The organism is Metapseudomonas boanensis (assembly GCF_018704125.1).
GTDB lineage: Bacteria > Pseudomonadota > Gammaproteobacteria > Pseudomonadales > Pseudomonadaceae > Metapseudomonas > Metapseudomonas boanensis.
In genome coordinates this window covers 115678-136856 of record NZ_JAGTIS010000009.1, presented here as the reverse complement: position 1 = coordinate 136856, position 21179 = coordinate 115678, and the positions used below count along the sequence as shown (strand labels likewise).

Below are 21179 nucleotides of genomic sequence, written 5' to 3'. Positions count from 1 at the left end.
TTTTCACTTGGACCCCAGAATGACCCAGGACCAGCTCAAGCAAGCCGTTGCCCAGGCCGCCATCGACCATATCCGCCCCAAGCTCGATGAGAAGAGCGTCATCGGCGTTGGCACCGGCTCCACCGCGAACTTCTTCATCGACCTGCTGGCCAAGCACAAGATGGAATTCGACGGCGCGGTGGCCAGCTCCGAAGCGACCGCCCAGCGCCTGAAAGGCCACGGCATCCCGGTGTATGACCTGAACAGCGTGAGCGATCTGGAGTTCTACGTGGACGGCGCCGACGAAAGCAACGAGCGCCTGGAGCTGATCAAGGGCGGCGGCGCTGCGCTGACCCGCGAGAAGATCGTCGCGGCCGTGGCCAAGACCTTCATCTGCATCGCCGACGAGAGCAAGCTGGTACCGCTGCTCGGCAGCTTCCCGCTGCCTGTCGAGGTAATCCCGATGGCCCGCAGCCATGTGGCCCGTCAACTGGTGAAGCTGGGCGGCGACCCGGTCTACCGCGAAGGCCTGCTGACCGACAACGGCAACATCATCCTCGATGTGTACAACCTGCGCATCGATAGCCCCAGCCAACTGGAAGAGCAGATCAACAACATTGTCGGCGTGGTCACCAACGGCCTGTTCGCCGTGCGTTCGGCCGACCTGCTGCTGCTCGGCACCAAGGACGGCGTGAAGACCCTCACGCGCTGATTCCGGCTTTCCGGAAACCGTCTAGATTTACAGGCTACGGCGCCTCTTCGCGCCGTTTACCTGCCACACAATCTGGAGGTGCCCGATGGCCGGAAAATTCCACCTGAAAAAAGCCAGCGATGGCCAGTTTCACTTCAACCTGAGGGCCGGAAACGGCGAAATCGTCCTCACCAGCGAGCTGTACAAGGCCAAGGACTCCGCCCTCAACGGCATCGAGTCGGTGCGCAAGAACGCACTCCGCGAAGGCGCCTTCGAAACCAAGGCAGCAAGCAATGGCAAACACTACTTCGTGCTCAAGGCCACCAACGGCCAGGTGATCGGCCAGAGTCAGCAGTACACCAGCGAAGCCAGTGCCAGCCAAGGCATCCAATCGGTGATCAGCAGTGCGCCGGGCGCCACTCTGACCGACGAAAGTTAGTCTGTCTGTTTACGGAACACGTAGAACAGGTTCGGCTCGCTGACCAGGTAGAGGTTGCCGTCGTTGTCCATGGCAACCCCTTCCGCCTGCGGCACGGACTTGCGCAAGCCCTGCATGCCACGCAACAGCGACAGGCTACTGATCGGCCGGCCTTCAGCGTTCAGCTCCAGCACCAGCCGCGATTCGTCAGAAAGCGCCAACAAATGCCCACTGCGATCGTCATATTGCAGGCTGGACAGGTCGCGGAGGAAAAGCCGCGCATCGCGCTTGGGATCATCCACCACATGCACGGCAATGGGCTTTTCCGGGTTGGTGTGGGGGAAGCCGTGAATCTCATAGATGCGCATCGGATCGCGCTCCTTGGCCACGAACAGGCGCTGCCCGGCGGTGTCGTAGGCCAGACCCTCGAAGCCCTTGTTGCCGGAAAGACCAATCCCCAGGGAAAGCTGCTGCGCCTGGCTGGCATCGATGGAGCGGGTGTTCTCGTCCAGCTTCACCTTGATCAGGCGCTGCAGACGCTCGTCGGTGATCACGTACATGCCGGGGCTGATGTATTCGATAGCCTCCGGATCGCCGAAGCCAACCAGCGTGATGCGGCGAATGATATGGCCATCGAGCGATAGTTCGATGAGCTCAGAATGCTGGTTGGTCACGGTGAACAGGCTGTGGCGATCGGGATCGTAGGTTAGAGCGGAAACGTCGTCGAGTCCCTCGATCGGGCGCGCCTCGATTGCCACGCGGTAATCCGGCAGCCAGATCGAGCGGTCCCGCCACTCGGCAGCATGGCGCCACTCTTGCAGCACGAACCAGCCTCGCTCGAACAGGCGGAACTGCTGGGCGGCGGTGACCAGCAGCCCGAGGATGAGAAGAGAGAACGCAGCGGCCAGCTGCCTGGGGGTCAGAAATGAGCGCATCAGCTTGAGACTCGGCTATTCAGAGCGCGACGAGGATACAGACTGCGCTGCGGCTATACCTGAACCAAAGCTTAACGCCCTGCATCAGTACAGCGTGAGAAATGCGTTATCAAAGGGGACGATCGATGGTTGTTTCATTGCTACCGGAAGAGCGGGCACTGACCACCCTGCACACCATCGCACTGGCAATCGACACCCTCGCCAATAGTGGCATCTCTCCACCGCGACTCCTGGAAGGCAGCGGAGTGGCAAGCTGCGACCTCGACACCCCGGACAAGCTGATTAGCCACGCCCAGGAGCTGCGGGTGTTTGCCAATGCCCTGGCCTGCACCCGCGACCCGGCGCTCGGTCTGTTCCTGGGTCTGCGCATGCATGTTTCCGCTTACGGCATGCTGGGCTACACCATGCTCGCCAGCCGCACCCTGCGCGATGCCCTGAACCTCGCACTTGACCACTCCGCATTGCTCGGCACCTATTTCAAGCTCAGCCTGGAAGCGGAAGGCGATGAAGCACGCCTGGTCGCCAGCGGGTACCGCTACGCCCCAGAGCTGACTGTGTTCAACAGCGAACTGTGCCTGACTTCGCTGCTCACCGTGCTGCAGGACCTGCTCGGCAAGGTGGTCCAGCCACGGCGGGTTTGCCTGTCGTATCGCCCACCACTGCATGCCGCGAGCTATGCAGAGAAGCTTGGCTGTCCGGTCGAGTTCTGCGCCTCGCACACCGCTCTCTGCTTCGATGCGGCCCTGTTGGCGCAGCCGTTGCCCCTTGCCGACCCGGTCACCAGCCATTACGGCCTGCAGCAATGCCTGAAACTGGACGCCCAGCTGAACAGCCGGCATGACGTACTTGAGCAGATTCGCCAACACCTGGCCGGCAACCTCCGCGACGCCTGCGACCTGGATAGCGTGGCGCGGCAGATGCACCGCTCCGAGCGGACCCTGCGACGCCACCTGCAGCGGCTGAACACCAGCTTCCAGCGCCTGCTGGATGAGGTGCGCTATGACAAGGCGCGCCAGCTGCTGATCCAGACCGACCTACCGATCTACCTGATTGCCGAGCAGCTCGGCTATAGCGAGACGGCCAGCTTCCGTCATGCCTTCCAGCGCTGGAGCGGCCAGTCGCCAAGTCTTTATCGCCGGTAGCCAAGCGCTCTTCTGAGGGAGGGGACAAGACTGTGGGGCGATTTCAATCGCTTTGCAGGCCACAGGTCTGGCCTGCGGTAGCCCAAGCGGCGGCTTCGCCCTTAGCGAATGAGTTCACCCCCCACAATACAGGACCTGCCCCGGAGAACGGCCTCTATTGCGCCGCCATCAAAGTTCGCAACTTGGCCGAATTTATCCCCTTTTGACCTGAACTATCGTTTTTTGCCATCTAACCTGCTGACAGAATCGGACGAAACAAGGGCCGCTTCATCACCATTCAAAGAGCCCAATAAGAACAAACCTCAGAGCTTGTGATCAGCATGACCAGCGCGATCAGCATCGACCGTGTATACATGGAGTTCGGTGATCCTGGCCAGGGCGTGCGCGCCCTCGACGATGTTTCTCTGGATATCCGCGCCAACGAGTTCTTCACCCTCCTCGGCCCTTCCGGCTGCGGCAAGACCACCCTTCTGCGATTGATCGCCGGCTTCGAGCAACCGAGCTCAGGTGAAATCCGCCTCTACGACGAGCCCATGCAAGGCCTGCCGCCCTTCCGCCGACCGGTCAACACCGTGTTCCAGAGCTATGCGCTGTTCCCGCACATGACCGTGGCCCAGAACATCGCCTTCGGCCTGGAGATGCGCGGCCTTTCGCGCAGCAAGATCGACCAGACCGTGCAGCGCATGCTGGACTTAGTGAAGCTGCCGGACGTCGGCCGGCGCCGCGCCGACCAGCTTTCCGGCGGCCAGCAGCAGCGTATCGCCCTGGCCCGTGCCCTGGCGAACCAGCCCAAGGTGCTGCTGCTCGACGAGTCCCTCTCGGCGCTGGACCAGAAGCTGCGCAAGGAGATGCAGATCGAGCTCAAGCGCTTGCAGCACGAGACCGGCATCACCTTCATATTCGTCACCCACGACCAGGAAGAAGCCCTGACCATGTCCGACCGCATTGCAGTCATGAGCAAAGGCCGCATTCTCCAGGTGGGCACCCCGACGGAAATCTACGAAGCGCCACTCAACCGAACGGTGGCCGACTTCATCGGCGAGACCAATTTTCTCGAAGGTGAGGCCCTGGAGCGCGGCGTGATGCTGGCTGACGGGCAATTGCTCAGCGCCTTCAGCCCGACGCGCGGCACCGTGACCCTGGCCATCCGTCCCGAACGCACCAGCCTCGACGAGCAGGGCAACCTGCAGGGCGAGGTGGAGAACGTTGTCTACGTTGGCACCGACACGGTCTATCACCTCAAAGTGGCCGGGCAGAGCGGCTTTCGCGTGCGCCACCAGAACCGCAACGGTGCACTGACCGTTTATGCCGCTGGCGAACAAGTGCGGGTGCGAGTGCCCAGCGAAGCCATTCGGGTATTGCCCGAATGAGCACGCTGCGCGAACAGGCCGCAGTCCGCCAGCTGCACCGGCGCCTGTTGTTGACCAGCCCGGCGATGCTGGCCTTGCTGGTTTTCCTGGTAGTGCCGCTAGGCATCATGTTCCTGGTTTCGGTGCTCGCCCCCGGTGACTACGGCGGCGTGAAGTGGGACCAGTATTCCCTGGAGGCCTACGTCAACTTCCTCTACGAGCGGGACCTGGACGACAGCCTGGTGTTCAACACCGACTACCTGCAGATCTTCCAGCGCTCGTTCTGGCTCTCGGTGCTGACCACCGTCGGCTGCCTGCTGATCGGCTTCCCCACCGCCCTTTACCTGGCATTGCAGAGCGAGCGCCGGCGCAACCTGCTGCTGTTCCTGGTCACGGTGCCGTTCTGGACCAACCTGTTGGTACGCGTCTATGCCTGGATCCTGCTGTTGCGCAACGGCGGCCTGATCGACAGCGGCCTGGGCGTATTCGGGCTATCCGACGGCGCGCTGGGCCTGCTCTATACCGACGTGGCCGTAGTCATCGGCCTGCTCTACACCTTCTTGCCGTTCATGGTACTGCCGATCTACACCAGCCTGGAAAAGCTCGACTGGCGCCTGGTAGAAGCTGCCTTCGACCTTGGCGCCAACCGCTTCCAGGCGCTGAAACGGGTCATCGTGCCGCTGGCCATGCCGGGCATCGTCGCCGGCGCGATCCTGGTGTTCATCCCGTCGCTGGGCAACTACATCATCCCGGAGCTGCTGGGGGGCGGTAAGTCGTTGATGATCGGCAACCTGATCCAGCTGCAGTTCGGTGCCTCGCACAACTGGCCGCTGGGTGCAGCGCTGTCCTTCGCCCTGCTCGGTTTCGTCCTGCTGGCAATGCTGCTGTACAACCTGCGCTTCAAGCAGCCCACCGCCGGAGGACACCCATGACCATGCAGAATCCGCTCTGGCGCTTCACGGGCGTCCGGCCGACCGCCTGGCTGTTCTTCGCCTTCCTTTACGTGCCGATAATCGTGCTGGTGGTGCTGAGCTTCAACGGCGGCCAGTCGGCGACCATTTGGGAAGGCTTCAGCCTCAAGTGGTATTCGGTGGTGGCCAACGACCCTGAAATCGTCCGTGCGGCGAAGAACTCGCTGATCGTCGCCACGTTCGCCACCCTCATCGCAACCACCCTGGCCACCCTCGCGGCCCTCGGCATGCGCGGCCACGCCTTCCGTGGACAGACGCTGATGAGCGGAGTGCTCGGCCTGCCGCTGTTGGTGCCGGAGATCGTCACGGCAGTGGCCACGCTGATGTTCTTTGCCTTCATCGGCCTGAAGCTGTCGCTGTTCACCATCCTGATTGCCCACGTGGTGTTCTGCATTCCCTTTGCCTACCTGCCGATCCGTGCGCGGCTGGAGGGCATGGACCCGCGCCTGGCCGAGGCTGCCGCCGACCTCTATGCCTCGCCCTGGCGGGCTTTCTGGAAGGTGACCTTCCCGCTGCTGATGCCCGGCATCCTCTCCGGCGCCATGCTGGCCTTCATCATTTCGATGGATGATTTCGTCATCACCTACTTCGTTGCCGGGGCCGGTGCCACCACGCTGCCGGTGTACATTTTCAGCTCGATCAGGATGGGAATATCCCCGAAGATCAACGCAATATCCTCCATTATCCTGGTGATTTCTATCGCGTTCGTTGCGTTGTCCTACTACATCGGGCAGCGCAAGCGCTGACCCACCAAGACCAGCAAGGAGCTTGACCATGACCCGCCGAACCCCGCTTGCGCTTGCCATCCTGCTCGCCACCGCCCTCACCGGCACGGCCCAGGCCGCCGGCGCCCTGCACTTCGCCAACTGGTCCGACTACTACCCGCCGGAACTGTTGAAGAAATTCGAGAAGGACACGGGCATCAAGGCCACCCTGGATGCCTACGATAGCAACGAGACCCTGCTGGCCAAACTCAAGGCCGGCGGTGGCGCCTACGACGTGGTGGTGCCATCGGACAGCTTCATCCAGATCATGGCCGGCGACGGCCTGCTGCAAAAACTGGACAAGAGCAAGCTGCCCAACCTGAAGAACCTCAAACCCAACTTCCAGACCCTCGGCTTCGACCCCGGCCACGACTACAGCGTGCCTTACCTCTGGGGCACCACCGGCTACAGCTACGACAGCAAGCAGGTGCCCGGCGGCAAACTGGATGAAAGCTGGAAACCCTTCTTCGAGCCGCCAGCCGAGCTGAAAGGCAAGGTGGTCGCGCTGAACTCTATCGAGGACCTGTACATCGCTGCTTCGCACTACCTGGCCATCGACCAGTGCACCGAAGACCCGAAGGAAGCCAAGAAGATCCAGGACCTGCTGCTGGCGCAGAAACCGCTGCTGGCGATGTACAACAGCGATGGCACGATCGAGCGCATGGCCGCAGGCGAAGTAGCCATGCACCAACAGTGGAACGGCGCCTTCCACCGCGCCCACGCCCAGCGCGACAGCCTGGTCTATGTCTATCCGAAGGAAGGCATCCACGTCTTCATCGACAACCTGGTCATCCCCAAGGATGCAGTGAACGTCGAAGAGGCCCACACCTTCATCAACTGGATGATGCTGCCGGAGAACATCGCCGCCGCCTCCAACTTCGCCAAGTACAACAACGCCATTGAAGGCTCGGACAAGTTCATGGAGAAGGAACTGTTCGACGACCCGGCCATCAACACCCCGCAGGACAAGTTGGACCGCCTGAAGACCTTCAAGCTCTGCTCGCCCAAGGCCCTGTCCCTGCGCAGCAAGGTGTGGACCAAGCTGAAGAAATAAGCAACACGGCCTCCCCCTTCCTGACCTGCAAATGACTCCGTGCGATCCCGACCTGCCTCTCTCCAAAAGGGAGAGGGGCAATTGGCGGCAGCCTGGAGTGAATAGAAACAGCCGGCCATCAAGATTGGCCACATTAATCCCTTTTTGACCCTTTGCGGGGTTCTGCACCCAGGGCTGCGCTGACAGAATCGAATCGCAAGCGACTAGCAGGCACCGCTCGAACGATGCCTTTCAAACAAGAACAATCGCTAGAGAAGAGATAACGATGTCCCAAGCGCATCCCCGCCCCACCCAGCTCCTGCCCTTCTCCTCCGTCGCCCACGAGACGCCACCCCCTTACTGACTGCCCGCGCACTGCCGGATGCGCTCGGAACCGGCACCACCGCACCCCGCAGGGATCGCGCGTACCGCGACCCAGGCGCCCAACCATGGCGCGCAGTTCAGCTTCGGAGAGAGAACCATGGCGACCCAATCCGCCCGTCTCAGCACTGATTTCAGCCAACCCGCCCCCCTTACCCACAGCGCCCAGGGTACAGCCCTGCGCCGCGTACTCGGCCTGTCCGCCCTGGTGTTCTTCGGCCTCGTCTACATGGTGCCGCTGACTCTCTTCACTACCTATGGCGTAGTCACCGAGATGACTGGTGGGCGCACTGCAGCAGCCTACGTAGTGACGCTGCTGGCAATGATCTTCACCGCCTTGTCCTATGGCTTCATGGTCCGCCGCTACCCCATTGCCGGCTCGGCCTACTCCTATACCAGCAAAAGCTTCGGCCCTGCCGTCGGTTTTCTCGCCGGCTGGTCGCTGCTGCTGGATTACCTGTTCCTGCCGATGATCAATTACCTGGTGATCGGCCTGTTCCTCAACATTGCCTTCCCCGAGGTACCGGCCTGGGTGTTCGTACTCAGCGCCATCGGCCTGGTGACCGCATTGAACGTTCTAGGCATCAGCTCGGTGTCCAGCATGAGCAACCTGATCGTCGCCGCCCAGGCGGTGTTCGTGGTGGTATTCCTGGCGCTGGCCGGCAAGACCCTGGCCGGCCAGCCAATCGACCTGATGACGCCCTTCCTGGGCGACGGCAGCCAGCCAGGGCTCGCGCCGCTGATGGCTGGCGCTGCGGTGCTGTGCCTGTCGTTCCTGGGCTTCGATGCGGTATCCACCCTGGCGGAGGAAGCTCGCGACCCGAAGCGCGACATTCCCCGAGCCATCGTCATCACCACGGTCGGCGCCGGTGCGCTGTTCGTCATCCTGGCCATGGTTAGCCAGCTGGTTTTCCCGGGTAGCACCTTCAAGGACGCCGACGCCGCAGCCACCGAAGTAATGCTGACGACCGGCGGCCAGTTCCTCGAGGCCTTCTTCACCGCGATCTACGTGGCCGGTGCTGCGGGCTCTGCTTTGGCCTCGCAGGCCTCGGTATCACGCATCCTGTTCAGCATGGGTCGCGACGGCATCCTGCCCGAGCGTGTATTTGGCCGCCTGTCGCAGCGCTTCCACACGCCGACCACGGCCATCCTGATCGTCTCGGCCATCTCGCTGCTGGCCATCGTCACCGACCTCACGACCCTTGCCTCGATGATCAGCTTCGGCGCCCTGGTCGCCTTCTCGGCGGTCAACCTGGCGGTGATTCGCAGCTACCTTTTCAGTGACCGCCAGCGTCAGCCCGGCGACCTGCTGCGCTACGGCCTGCTGCCGCTGCTCGGCTTCAGCCTGATCGCCTGGCTCTGGACCAGCCTGGCCGGCCTGACCCTGGTCATTGGCCTCGCCTGGTTTGCTCTAGGCTTCGCCTACCTGGCGATCCAGACCCGCGGCTTTCGGCGCAAGGCCCCTGAAGTGCAGTTCTCCGAAGTCGATTGAGTCCCTACACACCCCGAGGAGATGCCGATGCTGACGATCTATTCCGACGACCACCACCTGCACCACGGCAAACATGAGCTGATCGGCGGCCAGTTCACCCCCTGCTTCGAAAAGCCCAGCCGCGCCGACATGGTGCTGGACCGGGCCCGCGCGGTGAATCTGGGCGCCATCCAGGCGCCGCAAGACTTCGGTCTGTCACCGATCCTGCGGGTGCACAGCGAAGGGTTCGTCAACTTCCTGCAGCACGCCTGGAGCGACTGGCAGGCCAAGGGCCGTAGCCACGACATGCTGCCCATCGCCTGGCCGACCAGGCGTCTGCGCCAGCTGGAGCCCACCGACATCGACGGGCGCCTGGGCTACTACTCCTTCGATGCCGGCGCCCCCATCACTGCCGGTACCTGGCAGGCCATCACCAGCTCGGCGAACGTGGCCCTCAGCGGCCAGGTCGAGCTGCGCAAGGGCGTACGCGGGGTCTTCTCGCTGTGCCGCCCTCCGGGCCACCATGCCGCCGCCGACTACATGGGCGGCTACTGCTACCTGAACAACGCCGCCATCGCCGTCCAGGCCATGCTGGACGCCGGCGCCAAGCGAATCGCAGTGCTGGACGTGGATTACCACCACGGCAATGGCACCCAGGACATCTTCTACGACCGCGCCGACGTGCTCTTCACTTCGATCCACGGCGACCCGCGCTTCGAGTACCCCTACTTCCTCGGTTTCGCCGACGAAAAAGGCTTGGGCGCAGGCGAAGGCTTCAACACCAACTACCCGCTGGCCGAAGGCAGCGACTGGTCAGTCTGGAGCCTGGCATTGCACGACGCCTGCCGGCGCATCGCCGAGTACGGCCCGGACGCGCTGGTGGTGTCGCTGGGCGTGGATACGTTCAAGGAAGACCCGATTTCGCAGTTCAAGCTGGACAGCCCGGATTACCTGCGCATGGGCGAGATCATCGGCAAGCTGGGCCTGCAGACGCTCTTCGTGATGGAAGGGGGATATGCGGTGGAGGAAATCGGCATCAACGCGATCAATGTGCTGCAGGGGTTCGAGAGCGTGGCTTGAGAAAGGCACCCGAGGGGGCAGCGGCGCTGCATCCTTCTCCGGAACAGCCATCGTAGGAGCGAGCTCTGCTCGCGAAGCCCTCTGCCAGGGTCATTCGCGAGCGAAGCTCGCTCCTCCACCATTCCTGGTAACGACGGCGCGGCTCAGTTCACCCGTTCGACGAACTCGACATCCACCTCGCGCCCCATCAGATCGCGGTCCACTTCACCGGTCAGCTTGACGGTAGCCTTGTCGTCGATGGCCTGCGGCGGCCAATCCTCGTCATCGATCTCGACCTTGATGGTGCCGCTGACATCCTTGAATTCGTAGATATCGCCTTTCAGGCGGCGGACGATCTGGCCCTGCAGCACCACAGGCGCATCGTCGGCAGCCTCCAGGGCTGCGGCTACAGTGGAAATCTGGGCGGCGGCGCCCGGCCCGGTATAGCTGGACGCCAGGACGGCAGTGGAGAACAGCGGAGCGGTCAACAGAGCAAGGTATCGAGCTTTCATAGGATTGATCCCGTTTCGTTTGGAAGACGGGATCAGGCTATGGCGCCTCACTGAATTCAGGCTTAAAGGCGCCTTAACCCAACCTTAATTGGGCGCAAGATGCGAATCGACACTCGCCACCAGCTGCTTGCGGAAGACGTAGAACAGGTTCGGCTCGCTGACGACGTAGATATCGCCACTTTCATCCATGGCTACGCCTTCCGCACGCGGAATGCCTTTGTCGAGGCCGTTGAAACCACCCAGCAGGCTGATGAAGCTGACAGGCTGACCTTGTTCATCCAGTTCCAGCAGCAGGTTGGATTGCGCGGAGAGCACCAGGATGTGGCCGGTACGCGGATCGATGCTCAGGGCCGAGAGGTTGCGCATCCCCAACCCGTAACTGGGCAGCGGGCGCAGCGCTTCGCCCAAGGCCCGACTACCGTCGCTGCCCAGGCTGAACATCGCCGTAGGGCCACGCTCCTTACCCAGCAGCAGACGACCTTGGGCCGGGTCCCAGGCAATGCCTTCGAAACCCTTGTTGCCCGAATCAGGGAAGCCCAGGTCAAAATCCGGTGCCTGTCCGACAGCCAGCTCACGGGTTTGCGGGTCCAGCTCGAAAATGGTCAGGGTGCGCCGACGCTCGTCGGTCACCGCCACATGGCCGCCCTCCAGCACCGCCACCCCCTCGGGGTTGGAGAAGCCCTTGAGTGGAATGCGCCGCAGTACCTCGCCCTCACGGCTGATTTCCACCAGCGTTGGCGATTTGCCCGTCACGGTGAACAGAGTGCCGGTGACCGGGTTGTAGGCCAGGTCGGAGGTCTCGTCCTCTTCCAGGCCTGCCAGCGGCTTGCCCTGCAACACCGCCTTGTAGCCCGGCAGCCAGATGCTGGCGGCCCTCTGCTGCGGCGTCAGCTGCTGTTCGCCGAGCCAGACCAGCGCACGGTCATCCCAATGCATGTAGCGCGTCAGGGCGACGCAGCCGATGAAAGCGCCCGCCAGCGCGAGAAGCAGTCGACTACGGCGATTGAACTGCGGGAGAGTGAGGGCCATCGGCTATTACTCGATCAATAAGTCGGCAAGAGATAACCCGAGCCTTGTGAAAGTTCCGTGAAGGCACTTCCCACCGGTCCGAATCTGCTTCAGATGACCTGGCTTTCAAAGGCAGTGTGGCCGACCAGCTCCAGCACCAGCGTGTCGCCTTTTTCCAGTGGCCCGACACCGACCGGCGTGCCCGTCAGGATCACATCGCCTGGCTGCAGGCTGAAATGCCCGGCCATGTGCTGGATCAGCGGCAGAATGGGGTTGAGCATGTCGCGGCTGTTGCCGTCCTGGCGCACTTGGCCATTGATGCTGAGGCGAATGCCGATGTCGCCGAGATCCTCCATGGCGTCTCCCGGGATGAAGGGCGCAAGCACACACGCACCATCGAAGGACTTGGAGATTTCCCAGGGCAGGCCCTTTTCCTTCAGCTTGGCCTGGACGTCACGCAGTGTCAGGTCCAGTGCCGGAGCGAAACCGGAGATGGCATCGCGCACTTCCTCGGCATCCGGGCGGCGCGACAGCGGCTTGCCGATCAGTACGGCGATTTCCGCCTCATAGTGCACGGCACCGCGGTCTTCTGGGATGCTGAAGCCGCCGGCCAGCGGCACCACGCAGGAGCCCGGTTTGATGAACAGCAGCGGCTCGGTGGGTACCGGGTTGTTCAGCTCCTTGGCGTGCTCCGCGTAATTGCGGCCGACGCACACCACCTTGCCCAGGGAGTAGTGGATCGGGGTGCCATCGACGTAGTGATGCTGGTAGCTCATTGACCGACTCCTGTTGGACGCAAATCTGAAAGCGTGACGAGCGAAGGCCAGGCTAGGCGAAACGACCATCGGAAGTAACAGCCGTAAGCGGGCCCGAAGGACGAGCGCCAGCGAGTAAAGCTGGCGAGGAAGCGGCGTTTACGAGCTGTATGAGCAGTGCTCACTCCGTTCGTTCGGGCCGCCCTTTCGGGCTTCAGCAGGCGAGCCTGCTGTCCGAGCCTGTTTTCAACAACACCTGGCCGAGCGCAGTAGCTTTCAGTTGAAAATCTTGCCGGGGTTCATGATGCCGTTGGGATCGAACACCGCCTTGATCGCCTTCATCACCGCGATCTCGGCCTCCGAGCGGCTGTAGCCGAGGTAGTCGCGCTTGGTCATGCCCACACCATGCTCGGCGGAGATCGAGCCGTTGTACTTCTGCACGGTCTCGAATACCCACTGGTTGACGGTCGCGCACTTGGCGAAGAACTCGTCCTTGGTGAGATTGTCCGGCTTGAGGATGTTCAGGTGCAGGTTGCCGTCGCCGATGTGGCCGAACCAGACCACTTCGAAGTCCGGGTAGTTGGCTTCGACGATGGCGTCGATGTCATGCAGGAAGGCCGGGACCTTGGAAACGGTCACCGAGATGTCGTTCTTGTATGGCGTCCAGTGCGAGATGGTCTCGGAGATGTACTCGCGCAGCTTCCACAGGTTCTGCAGCTGCTGCTCGCTCTGGCTCATCACGCCGTCCAGCACCCAGCCCTGCTCCACGCAGTGCTCGAAAGTAGCCAGGGCATCGTTGGCGATCTCCTCGGAAGCAGCCTCGAACTCCAGCAGCGCATAGAAGGGGCACTCGGTCTCGAATGGGGCCGGCACGTCGCCACGGGCCAGCACCTTGGCCATGGCCTTATCGGAGAAGAACTCGAAGGCAGTCAGGTCCAGCTTGCTCTGGAAGGCGTGCAGCACCGGCATGATCGAGTCGAGGTCGGGCGAACCCAGCACCATGGCGGTGAGATTCTTCGGCGCACGGTCCAGACGCATGGTCGCTTCAACCACGAAACCCAGCGTGCCCTCAGCGCCGATGTACAGCTGGCGCAGGTCATAGCCGGTAGCGTTCTTGATCAGGTCGCGATTCAGCTCCAGCAGTTCGCCAGCACCGGTGACGACCTTCATGCCAGCCACCCAGTTACGGGTCATGCCATAACGGATCACCTTGATCCCGCCGGCATTGGTCCCGATGTTGCCACCAATCTGACTGGAACCGGCGGAGGCGAAGTCCACCGGATAGTAGAGGCCCTTGTCTTCGGCGAAGTTCTGCAGCTGCTCGGTAACCACGCCCGGCTGGCAGACCACAGTGCGGTCGAACTCATTGAAGCCGAGGATCTGGTTCATGTAGTCGAACGCCACGACCACCTCGCCATTGGCCGCAACCGCAGCCGCGGAGAGGCCGGTACGACCGCCCGAAGGCACCAGCGCGACCTTGTGCTGGTTGGCCCAGCGCACGATGGCCTGCACCTGCTCGACGGTCTTGGGGAAGGCAATAGCCAGCGGCGCTGGGGCGAAATGCTTGGTCCAGTCCTTGCCGTAGGCATCCAGGGATTCGGCGTCGGTCAGGACCTTTCCGGGTTCAACCAGGGTCTTCAGCTCTTCGATCAGGGCAGTGTTGGTCATCAGCGGAACTCTCAAATCATTCATGGTCGCCCTGAGAACGATTCAGGTCGCAACCGAGCAAGGAAAAAGGAGTTCATGCTAGCATACGCACCCCGCGAATCGTGCGCTTCAGCCGATTTTCCGGGTAGCCGCCCCACGGCCCGCTTCGTCATTTTTACCGGGATACATAGGTACGCAGATGAGCAAGACCTCTCTCGAAAAGAGCAAGATCAAGTTCCTTCTCCTCGAAGGCGTCCACCAGAACGCCGTGGACACCCTGAAGGCCGCCGGCTACACCAACATCGAGTACCTGAAGGGCGCCCTCTCGGGTGAAGAACTGAAGGAAAAGATCGCCGACGCACACTTCATCGGCATCCGCTCGCGCACCCAGCTCACCGACGAGGTGTTCGACTGCGCCAAGAAGCTCATCGCGGTGGGCTGCTTCTGCATCGGCACCAACCAGGTCAACCTTTCTGCCGCCCGCGAACGCGGCATCGCGGTGTTCAACGCCCCGTACTCCAATACCCGCTCCGTTGCCGAACTGGTGCTGGCCGAGGCCATCCTGCTGCTGCGCGGTATTCCGGAGAAGAACGCCTCCTGCCACCGCGGCGGCTGGATCAAGTCTGCTGCCAACTCCTTCGAGATCCGCGGCAAGAAGCTCGGCATCGTTGGCTACGGCTCCATCGGTACCCAGCTGTCCGTCCTGGCCGAAGCGCTGGGCATGCAGGTGTTCTTCTACGACACCGTGACCAAGCTGCCGCTGGGCAACGCCACCCAGGTGGGCAACCTGCACGAGCTGCTCGGCATGTCCGACATCGTCTCGCTCCACGTGCCTGAGCTGCCTTCCACCCAGTGGATGATCGGCGAGAAGGAAATCCGCGCGATCAAGAAGGGCGGCATCCTGATCAACGCCGCCCGCGGTACCGTGGTGAAGCTGGACGCCCTGGCCGAGGCCATCAAGGACGAACACCTGATCGGCGCCGCCATCGACGTGTTCCCGGTCGAGCCCAAGTCCAACGATGAAGAGTTCGAGAGCCCGCTGCGTGGCCTGGACCGCGTGATCCTGACTCCGCACATCGGTGGTTCCACCGCCGAAGCCCAGGCCAACATCGGGCTGGAAGTGGCCGAGAAACTGGTCAAGTACAGCGACAACGGTACCTCGGTGTCCTCGGTCAACTTCCCGGAGGTGGCGCTGCCGTCGCACCCGGGCAAGCATCGCCTGTTGCACATCCACCAGAACGTGCCGGGCGTGATGAGCGAGATCAACAAGGTGTTCGCCGACAACGGCATCAACATCTCCGGCCAGTACCTGCAGACCGACGAGAAAGTGGGCTACGTGGTGATCGACGTCGATGCCGAGTACTCCGACCTCGCGCTGGAGAAGTTGCAACACGTCAACGGCACCATCCGCAGCCGCGTGCTGTTCTAAGCACCCTTCGTGATTGAAAAAGGGAGGCCTAGGCCTCCCTTTTTCTTTGCTTTGTCGCCTTGCAGGTGCGAATTCATTCGCGAAACAAGCCGAAGGCCTGCCCAGAACTGCCGAGCGGTTCATTGCGAATGAATTCACACGACAACCCGTTTCCGGGCTTGCCAGTGATGAGTGTCTTTATTGCACGATCACTGTGATCTTCTCGGAGATCACCGGCGGATCCAGCGGGACGTGGTTCTTGTCACCGACCAGCAGTTGCAGGCTGTGCTTGCCGGGCGGCAGCGTCAACTGGGTTTCCGTCTGGCCCTTGCCGAAATGACGGATGTTGTCGGTCATCGGCAGCGGCATATCCATCGCGGGTTCATCATTCAGGTCGATAAGCAGGTGATGGTGGCCCGTAGCGGGCGCATCGACGGCAGCAGGCGCCACGCCCATACCTTTGAGGCCGAACTTGACGGTGAAGGTCTGGCCCACGGTCGCACCATCTTGCGTCTCGATGAAGTACACCTGCGCCCCCTCGGGTGCAGGCGTTCGCGGAATGGCCGCAAGGACAGTCGCTGAAGTCCCGACCAGCAGAGTCGCAAGGCCCAGGTAAGGCAAAGTTCTCATAACGTTCTCCATGTTGTATGAGCCCCATTCCAGACCGTTCTCTCCCCGCATGGTTCAGCCCCGATGCCGATGCAGCGGTATCAAGATTTGTCCAGCTCCGCGAGGCGGGCCACTGCCTCGTCCAGCTCTTCCTCGCTGAATACTTCGACTCCGGCGCTGCGCAAGGCGGCTGCGGTAACGCCCTCGCCCGCCACTCGGGTCCCGCTGAAGCTGCCGTCATAGTTCTCACGATTACCGCACGACGGGCTCCGCGCCTTGAGCACCGCCATGCGGATGCCGTGGGTGGCCACCAGATCAAGGGCGATCCGCGCCCCAGCGACGAACTCGGCGGTGACATCCTGGCCGTCATCGGTCATGACCGGCAGCTCGCCCTCAAGCACACGAGCACCCTGGCCGCTGGGGATTTCTGCCGGCGCACGCGGCGTCGGCAAGCCGCCCGCGACTTCGGGGCAAAGCGGCACGATGCGCCCCTCGGCTTGCCAGCGCTCCAGCGGGCCGAACGGGCCGTGGGTGCCGCCGTCATAACGCACCCGCTGCCCGAGCAGGCAACGACTGACCAGGATCTTCTGCATTCTCAACTCCTCAAGGGTCCACTCGGCCGGATAACACATCACCGACCTGCGCAGTACCTTCCGGGTCTGGGGGCAATGATCGCCATCAGAACGGCCCGCCGCCACGTCGGCGGAACCAGCCGGTCAACGAGAGTCGATCGCGCGTGGCCGGCAACACCTCATGTGGCAGTTCTGCGGACAGGAACACCACCAGGCTGCCACCCAACGGAGGTACATCACACTCACCCTCGCCCAGGTACAGGCGCAGGGCTCCGCCGTGCTCCTCGTGCCAGTCGGCATTGAGGTAGGCCACCACAGAGACCGCGCGGCGATCGTCGTCGCGGAAACGGTCCAGGTGCTTCTGGTAATACGCGCCTGGAGGATAGAGGGCGAAATGGCACTCGAAATCCTCCAGGCCAAGGAACAGCTCACGGTTGAGCACCCGCCGCAGTTCGTCCATCAGACTCAGGTAGGCGTCGCTCGCCATGGACTGCCCGGCGTCGAGCCAGTCGATCCGGTCGCCACGGATGCCTTCGCGTACCTGCTGACCATCGGCGCGGCCAACCGCTGCGGGGGTGAGGTCGCCTTCGGCTGCCCGAGTGCGGCATTCGGCAGCCAGGGCGACGACCAACTCGGCAGGCAACACAGCAGCGTGGTGCGACCAGCCGCATCGGGCCAGATCACCGCTGATTTGGGTGAAGATCGAAGTGTCGAAGGGGGGCGTCATGATGGCGCCATTCTACCAGTGCGTAGGACTTGTCCGACATAGCTCGAGGAGCGTTCTGTCGTATCGACAATAAGGCTCGAGTCCGCTGAAAATAGCCGCTCGTTCCGCCTGGGCCTGACAGCCGCTTATCGTCCGTCCGATAGACCCGCCCTCTACCGAACCGAGGCTATCCTGCCCGAGTCCCATGGGTATTGTGGATTGCGCCATCAAGGAGACTCCATGCGCCTGCTTTTCACTGTTGCCCTGCTGCTGCTTGGCCTTCCCGCCCTGGCTGACGATCATGCCAGCCTCTACCAGGCCGCCGGTTGGGCAGACCAACGCGCGCATTTCAACGATGCCCTGGCAGCGGCCCAGCAGCGCTATCAGCAGACGCTGCCGCCGGCCGTTTACCAGGCGCTGGTGGACAACAGCAATCGCCGCTTCCAACCCCAAGCCATCGACCAGCGCGCGCAGACAGCCCTGCGCAACCAGTTGAACGATCCACGTCCGGCCCTGACGTTCTTCCAGTCACCCCTGGGACGCAAGATCATCGCCGCCGAGGTCCTGGCCACGCGTCGCGACCAGCTAGCCATGCATACCGGCGGCCTGCCGCGCATCGAGGCCAGCGCCACCCGGCGCTTGCTGGTCCGCCACCTGGCCCAGGCCTTGCCCGCCCGCGAGGCTGGGGCCGAGGTCAGCCTGGCCCTCGCCGGCGTCGCCGCCGACAGTCTGAGCCAGATGCTCCCCGGCCTGCTCGGTGGCGACCAGACCCAAGGCATGATCGATGGTCAGCGCCAGCGGCTGATGGAGCAGATCGGCAACGATCTGGATAACACACTGCTCTACGTTTACCGCGACCTGTCCGACCTGGAGCTGGAGGAATTCGTCACCTTCGCCGAGTCGCCCGATGGCAAGGCCTATTATCAGGCCGCCCTGGCCGCAGTCCGCGCAGGCTTGGCGGTCGGCCAGGACGCATCAAGCCTGACGCCGGTGCAGCAAGGCTACTGAGCAGCGCGGGGTCGCGTAATCGCCGCAGTGCCCGAGCTATCGGCCGAGCCGTTCCCGGAGGAACTGGAAGTAGCGCTGGCGATAGGCAGGAGACTCGTTCACCAGATGGTGACCGGCCCCCGGCAGCATCAGCACATCAGGATGATCGAACTTGTCTTCCAGCACCTCAAGGTTGTGCTGCCAGTCCACCGTCATGTCACCTTCCCCCTGGACCACCAAGGGGCGCCGACTCGAACGGGACGCCGCCTCGATACGCGGGACCCAACGGGCCAGCGCGCCGACCCAGGCGGTAGGCAGTGTTTGCGGCTGTAGCGGGTCGCGGTGATGGACGAAGTCGATGAACTCGGGGTCGCTGGAGTTGACGCTGAAACGCCGGGGAATGCCCTCGACGAAGGGGCGCATCAGGTGATAGCTGAGCTTTGACCAGCCCCAGGCCCGTGGCCGCACCAGGGGGGCGAACAGCAGGGTCTCGCCGAGCTCCTCGCGCGGCGAGCCGGTCAGCAGGTAATCGAGCAGGATAGCGCCGCCCGTGCTCTGTCCGGCCAGGTGCCAGGGCTGCGGCAGCTGCAGCGCCTCGGCTTCGCCCAGCAGGGCCGCCAAAGTGGCCTGATACTCAGCGAAGTCTCCGATGCTGGCCCGCGCGCCGCTGGACAAACCGTGCCCGGGCAGGTCGCAGGACAGCACTGCGAAACCCATGCCCAAGGCCCAGTCGATCAGGTGGCGGTAGAGGCCCATGTGGTCGTAATAGCCGTGCAGCAGCACCAAGCTGGCGTGGGCCCCTGCCGGCCACCACAACTGGGTGACCACCGAGTAGCCGCCGACCTGGAGGCAGCCGAGACTCGTCCGCAGCCCCAGATGCTTCTGGGCGAAATCCAACCCGTAGTAGGCCTGGTAGACCTTGGCCTGCCGCAAGTTGGCAGGCCCTGCGGCCAATGGGCGCAGCATCGAACGCAGCAGGTCGGGTTGGAAGGTCTCGAGCATTGGGGGTTCCATCGGCTAAGTAACGATATCCACAGGGCATCCTGGCGCCCTGATTGGCTGACGATATTCTGCTGCGCATCGCGACGTGGCAAGCTACACGCCCTTTGTATGGCCAACTCCGCATGCGTTCGTCCAGCCCCAAGACCCTGCTCAGCTGTCTGCTCGTAGTCGCCTGTATCGCCGCAACCTTCGCCGCCTATCGCTGGTACGAGACACGCTATATCCGCCCCTTCAATCCACAGGCGACGGTGTTCTCCGGGGAGAACCTGCAGCTTCCGGTGAACCTGGCCGGGCCGGGGCCGATCCGCCTGGTGCACTTCTGGGATCCGGCCTGCCCATGCAATGCCGGCAACCAGCAACACTTGGCTGAACTGATCGAGCGCTTCGTGGCCCAAGGCGTCGAGTTCTATGCCGTGCAGAAGCCCGGCAGCTCGGGCCACCTGCCGCCCACCCTGCAAGCCTTGCAGCCGCTGAAAGAGGTGCCGGGGGCCGACCAGGTGCCCGCCGTACCAGCGGTGGGCATCTGGGACAAGGACGGTCACCTGGCTTACTTCGGCCCCTACAGCGAAGGTGCTGTATGCAATTCCGCCAACAGCTTCATCGAGCCCGTCCTCGAAGCCCTGATCGCCAACCGCCCCGTCGCCGCCGCAGGAACCCTGGCCTCCGGCTGTTTCTGCAGCTGGAGGACAACTACGGAACCTTGACCAAGAGCCGCTCCCGATAGGCTTCCGGTGGCATGCCGTACCAGCGGCGGAACGCCCGGTAGAAAGGCGACAGCTCGGTGAAACCACAGGCGCGAGCTACTTCGCGGATTGCTTGGCCTTCCCGTAGCAGGGCCTGAGCCCGCGCCTGCTGCACTGATTCGCGCACCCGCCGCAGGTTGCTACCCTGGTCGGCCAGGGCCCGCTGCAGGGCACCCGCGGATAGCCCCAACTCGGTTGCGCACGCCGCCATCGAACAATCTGCCCGCCCCAGACGCACTCCCAACAGATAACTCAGACGATTGAGCAGGTCGTTCTCCGCCAGCGCAGCCAACTGTGCTTCGGCATGCTGCCAGAGCAGGCGGTGCATGGTTGGATTGGCGGTGCGCGATGGCCGTTTGAGCAGCGCAGCAGGAAATACCAGGGCATCGTGCTCGCCGGCAAAACTCGGCGACACACCGAACAGGCGGAAATGTTCGCCGACGCGCCGCGGTCTGGGGTGGCGAAACTCCACGCCGTCGAGGCAGAACTCATCGTCCGTGATGAACTTGAGCAGCTTGGTGAACAGCAGGGCCAGGCACTCCATTTGCTGGCGCAGCGAAGGGAAGCCGAAGTAGTTGAGGTCGAGCACCAGGCGTGCGTGCCGGCCGTCCACCTGAAGGTGGGCGACGAAGCCGCCGGAAAGAATGTGCTGGAAACGCAGGAAGCTTTCCAGCGCTTGCTCCAGATCCCGACTGGCCAGCAACAGATAACCGACCACATCCAGCAGGCGCGGCTTCATCACTTCGCCAAGGTGCAGGCCGATGTCGGGATCGCCGGTCAGCGCATCAGCGGCCATCCAGAACAACGGCGCCTCGTCATGGCACAGACGCCCGTCCGTTGGCGGAGGCCGCAGGCGCCGATGCTGGTTGATGCCCTGGTAGACGCGAGTCGGGTCCAGGCCGAGCTCGGTCAGCGCCTCGTAGAGCAGGCGCCTGAGGGTGGCGGAATGGGTCAAAGGCGAAATGGGCCAGGCATCAGCGTCGTCGTGGGACATGGGCACTCCTTGGATTGACCAAAGACTTCCAGCCCGCGAGTCG

Annotated in this window: 22 protein-coding genes; 12 read left to right on the top strand and 10 right to left on the bottom strand. The window is 63.0% G+C overall.

Going from position 1 to position 21179, the window contains the following annotated elements; all coding sequences use genetic code 11:
- The first annotated feature begins 19 nt into the window (after window positions 1-19).
- Together rpiA and J7302_RS17015 are read left to right on the top strand one after the other, a co-directional pair.
- Window positions 20-691 carry a ribose-5-phosphate isomerase RpiA gene (gene rpiA / locus J7302_RS17020; RefSeq protein ID WP_215377354.1) on the top strand — a complete coding sequence of 224 codons (672 nt, stop codon included), beginning with the start codon at window positions 20-22 and terminating at the stop codon, window positions 689-691.
- 85 nt (window positions 692-776) lie between these two features.
- Window positions 777-1109, top strand: a complete 333-nt coding sequence (locus J7302_RS17015; protein ID WP_215377352.1) for a YegP family protein — start codon at window positions 777-779, stop codon at window positions 1107-1109.
- Here the strand turns inward: J7302_RS17015 and J7302_RS17010 are convergent.
- The gene (locus tag J7302_RS17010) at window positions 1106-2023 is read right to left on the bottom strand and encodes an SdiA-regulated domain-containing protein (RefSeq protein WP_215377349.1); all 918 of its coding nucleotides are present in this window, start codon (window positions 2021-2023) and stop codon (window positions 1106-1108) included. The genes J7302_RS17015 and J7302_RS17010 overlap by 4 nt on opposite strands.
- A gap of 125 nt (window positions 2024-2148) precedes the next feature.
- Here J7302_RS17010 and J7302_RS17005 point away from each other — a divergent pair, with 125 nt between their 5' ends.
- From J7302_RS17005 to J7302_RS16975, 7 genes are all read left to right on the top strand, one after another.
- Complete coding sequence (locus tag J7302_RS17005; protein ID WP_215377347.1) at window positions 2149-3165, top strand: AraC family transcriptional regulator; 1017 nt, start codon at window positions 2149-2151, stop codon at window positions 3163-3165.
- A gap of 320 nt (window positions 3166-3485) precedes the next feature.
- A complete protein-coding gene (locus J7302_RS17000; protein ID WP_215377345.1) occupies window positions 3486-4535 on the top strand; it encodes an ABC transporter ATP-binding protein in 1050 nt (349 codons plus the stop codon).
- Entirely contained in the window at window positions 4532-5446 is a 915-nt protein-coding gene (locus J7302_RS16995; RefSeq protein WP_215377343.1) for an ABC transporter permease, read from the top strand. Before J7302_RS17000 ends, J7302_RS16995 begins: the two co-directional genes overlap by 4 nt.
- Window positions 5443-6231: an ABC transporter permease gene (locus tag J7302_RS16990; RefSeq protein WP_215377340.1), complete on the top strand. Its 789-nt coding sequence runs from the start codon at window positions 5443-5445 to the stop codon at window positions 6229-6231. Before J7302_RS16995 ends, J7302_RS16990 begins: the two co-directional genes overlap by 4 nt.
- A gap of 28 nt (window positions 6232-6259) precedes the next feature.
- Window positions 6260-7303, top strand: a complete 1044-nt coding sequence (locus J7302_RS16985) for an ABC transporter substrate-binding protein (RefSeq protein ID WP_215377338.1) — start codon at window positions 6260-6262, stop codon at window positions 7301-7303.
- Between the two features lie 460 nt (window positions 7304-7763).
- Window positions 7764-9155, top strand: coding sequence for an APC family permease (locus J7302_RS16980; protein ID WP_215377336.1), 1392 nt, complete (start codon window positions 7764-7766; stop codon window positions 9153-9155).
- A 27-nt stretch (window positions 9156-9182) separates the two neighbouring features.
- Window positions 9183-10214, top strand: a complete 1032-nt coding sequence (locus tag J7302_RS16975) for a histone deacetylase family protein (protein WP_215377333.1) — start codon at window positions 9183-9185, stop codon at window positions 10212-10214.
- Between the two features lie 143 nt (window positions 10215-10357).
- On the opposite strand, the gene J7302_RS16970 is transcribed toward J7302_RS16975, so the two are convergent.
- The 4 genes from J7302_RS16970 to J7302_RS16955 form a co-directional block, all read right to left on the bottom strand.
- A complete protein-coding gene (locus J7302_RS16970) occupies window positions 10358-10705 on the bottom strand; it encodes a NirD/YgiW/YdeI family stress tolerance protein (protein ID WP_215377331.1) in 348 nt (115 codons plus the stop codon).
- 84 nt (window positions 10706-10789) lie between these two features.
- Window positions 10790-11734: an SdiA-regulated domain-containing protein gene (locus tag J7302_RS16965; protein ID WP_215377329.1), complete on the bottom strand. Its 945-nt coding sequence runs from the start codon at window positions 11732-11734 to the stop codon at window positions 10790-10792.
- An 89-nt stretch (window positions 11735-11823) separates the two neighbouring features.
- A complete protein-coding gene (locus tag J7302_RS16960) occupies window positions 11824-12489 on the bottom strand; it encodes a fumarylacetoacetate hydrolase family protein (RefSeq protein ID WP_215377327.1) in 666 nt (221 codons plus the stop codon).
- Window positions 12490-12744: 255 nt separating this feature from the next.
- Window positions 12745-14136, bottom strand: coding sequence for an FAD-binding oxidoreductase (locus J7302_RS16955; protein WP_215377325.1), 1392 nt, complete (start codon window positions 14134-14136; stop codon window positions 12745-12747).
- Window positions 14137-14314: 178 nt separating this feature from the next.
- Between J7302_RS16955 and serA the strand changes: the two genes are divergently transcribed.
- On the top strand, window positions 14315-15544 hold the full coding sequence (gene serA / locus J7302_RS16950; protein ID WP_215377323.1) for a phosphoglycerate dehydrogenase: 1230 nt from the start codon (window positions 14315-14317) through the stop codon (window positions 15542-15544).
- 177 nt (window positions 15545-15721) lie between these two features.
- Here serA and J7302_RS16945 read toward each other — a convergent pair whose 3' ends face one another.
- The 3 genes from J7302_RS16945 to J7302_RS16935 form a co-directional block, all read right to left on the bottom strand.
- Complete coding sequence (locus J7302_RS16945; RefSeq protein ID WP_215377320.1) at window positions 15722-16153, bottom strand: DUF4399 domain-containing protein; 432 nt, start codon at window positions 16151-16153, stop codon at window positions 15722-15724.
- An 80-nt stretch (window positions 16154-16233) separates the two neighbouring features.
- Window positions 16234-16725 (bottom strand): DUF523 domain-containing protein, encoded by a 492-nt coding sequence (locus tag J7302_RS16940; protein WP_215377318.1) that lies wholly within the window; start codon window positions 16723-16725, stop codon window positions 16234-16236.
- A gap of 85 nt (window positions 16726-16810) precedes the next feature.
- Window positions 16811-17431: a 2OG-Fe(II) oxygenase gene (locus J7302_RS16935; RefSeq protein WP_215377316.1), complete on the bottom strand. Its 621-nt coding sequence runs from the start codon at window positions 17429-17431 to the stop codon at window positions 16811-16813.
- Between the two features lie 219 nt (window positions 17432-17650).
- Between J7302_RS16935 and J7302_RS16930 the strand changes: the two genes are divergently transcribed.
- Complete coding sequence (locus J7302_RS16930; protein WP_215377314.1) at window positions 17651-18418, top strand: DUF2059 domain-containing protein; 768 nt, start codon at window positions 17651-17653, stop codon at window positions 18416-18418.
- Between the two features lie 36 nt (window positions 18419-18454).
- Here J7302_RS16930 and J7302_RS16925 read toward each other — a convergent pair whose 3' ends face one another.
- Window positions 18455-19399: an alpha/beta hydrolase gene (locus J7302_RS16925; RefSeq protein WP_215377312.1), complete on the bottom strand. Its 945-nt coding sequence runs from the start codon at window positions 19397-19399 to the stop codon at window positions 18455-18457.
- Between the two features lie 122 nt (window positions 19400-19521).
- Between J7302_RS16925 and J7302_RS16920 the strand changes: the two genes are divergently transcribed.
- Window positions 19522-20103 carry a DUF6436 domain-containing protein gene (locus J7302_RS16920; RefSeq protein WP_215377310.1) on the top strand — a complete coding sequence of 194 codons (582 nt, stop codon included), beginning with the start codon at window positions 19522-19524 and terminating at the stop codon, window positions 20101-20103.
- Here J7302_RS16920 and J7302_RS16915 read toward each other — a convergent pair.
- Entirely contained in the window at window positions 20090-21136 is a 1047-nt protein-coding gene (locus tag J7302_RS16915) for an AraC family transcriptional regulator (protein ID WP_215377308.1), read from the bottom strand. The genes J7302_RS16920 and J7302_RS16915 overlap by 14 nt on opposite strands.
- Window positions 21137-21179: the final 43 nt, after the last annotated feature.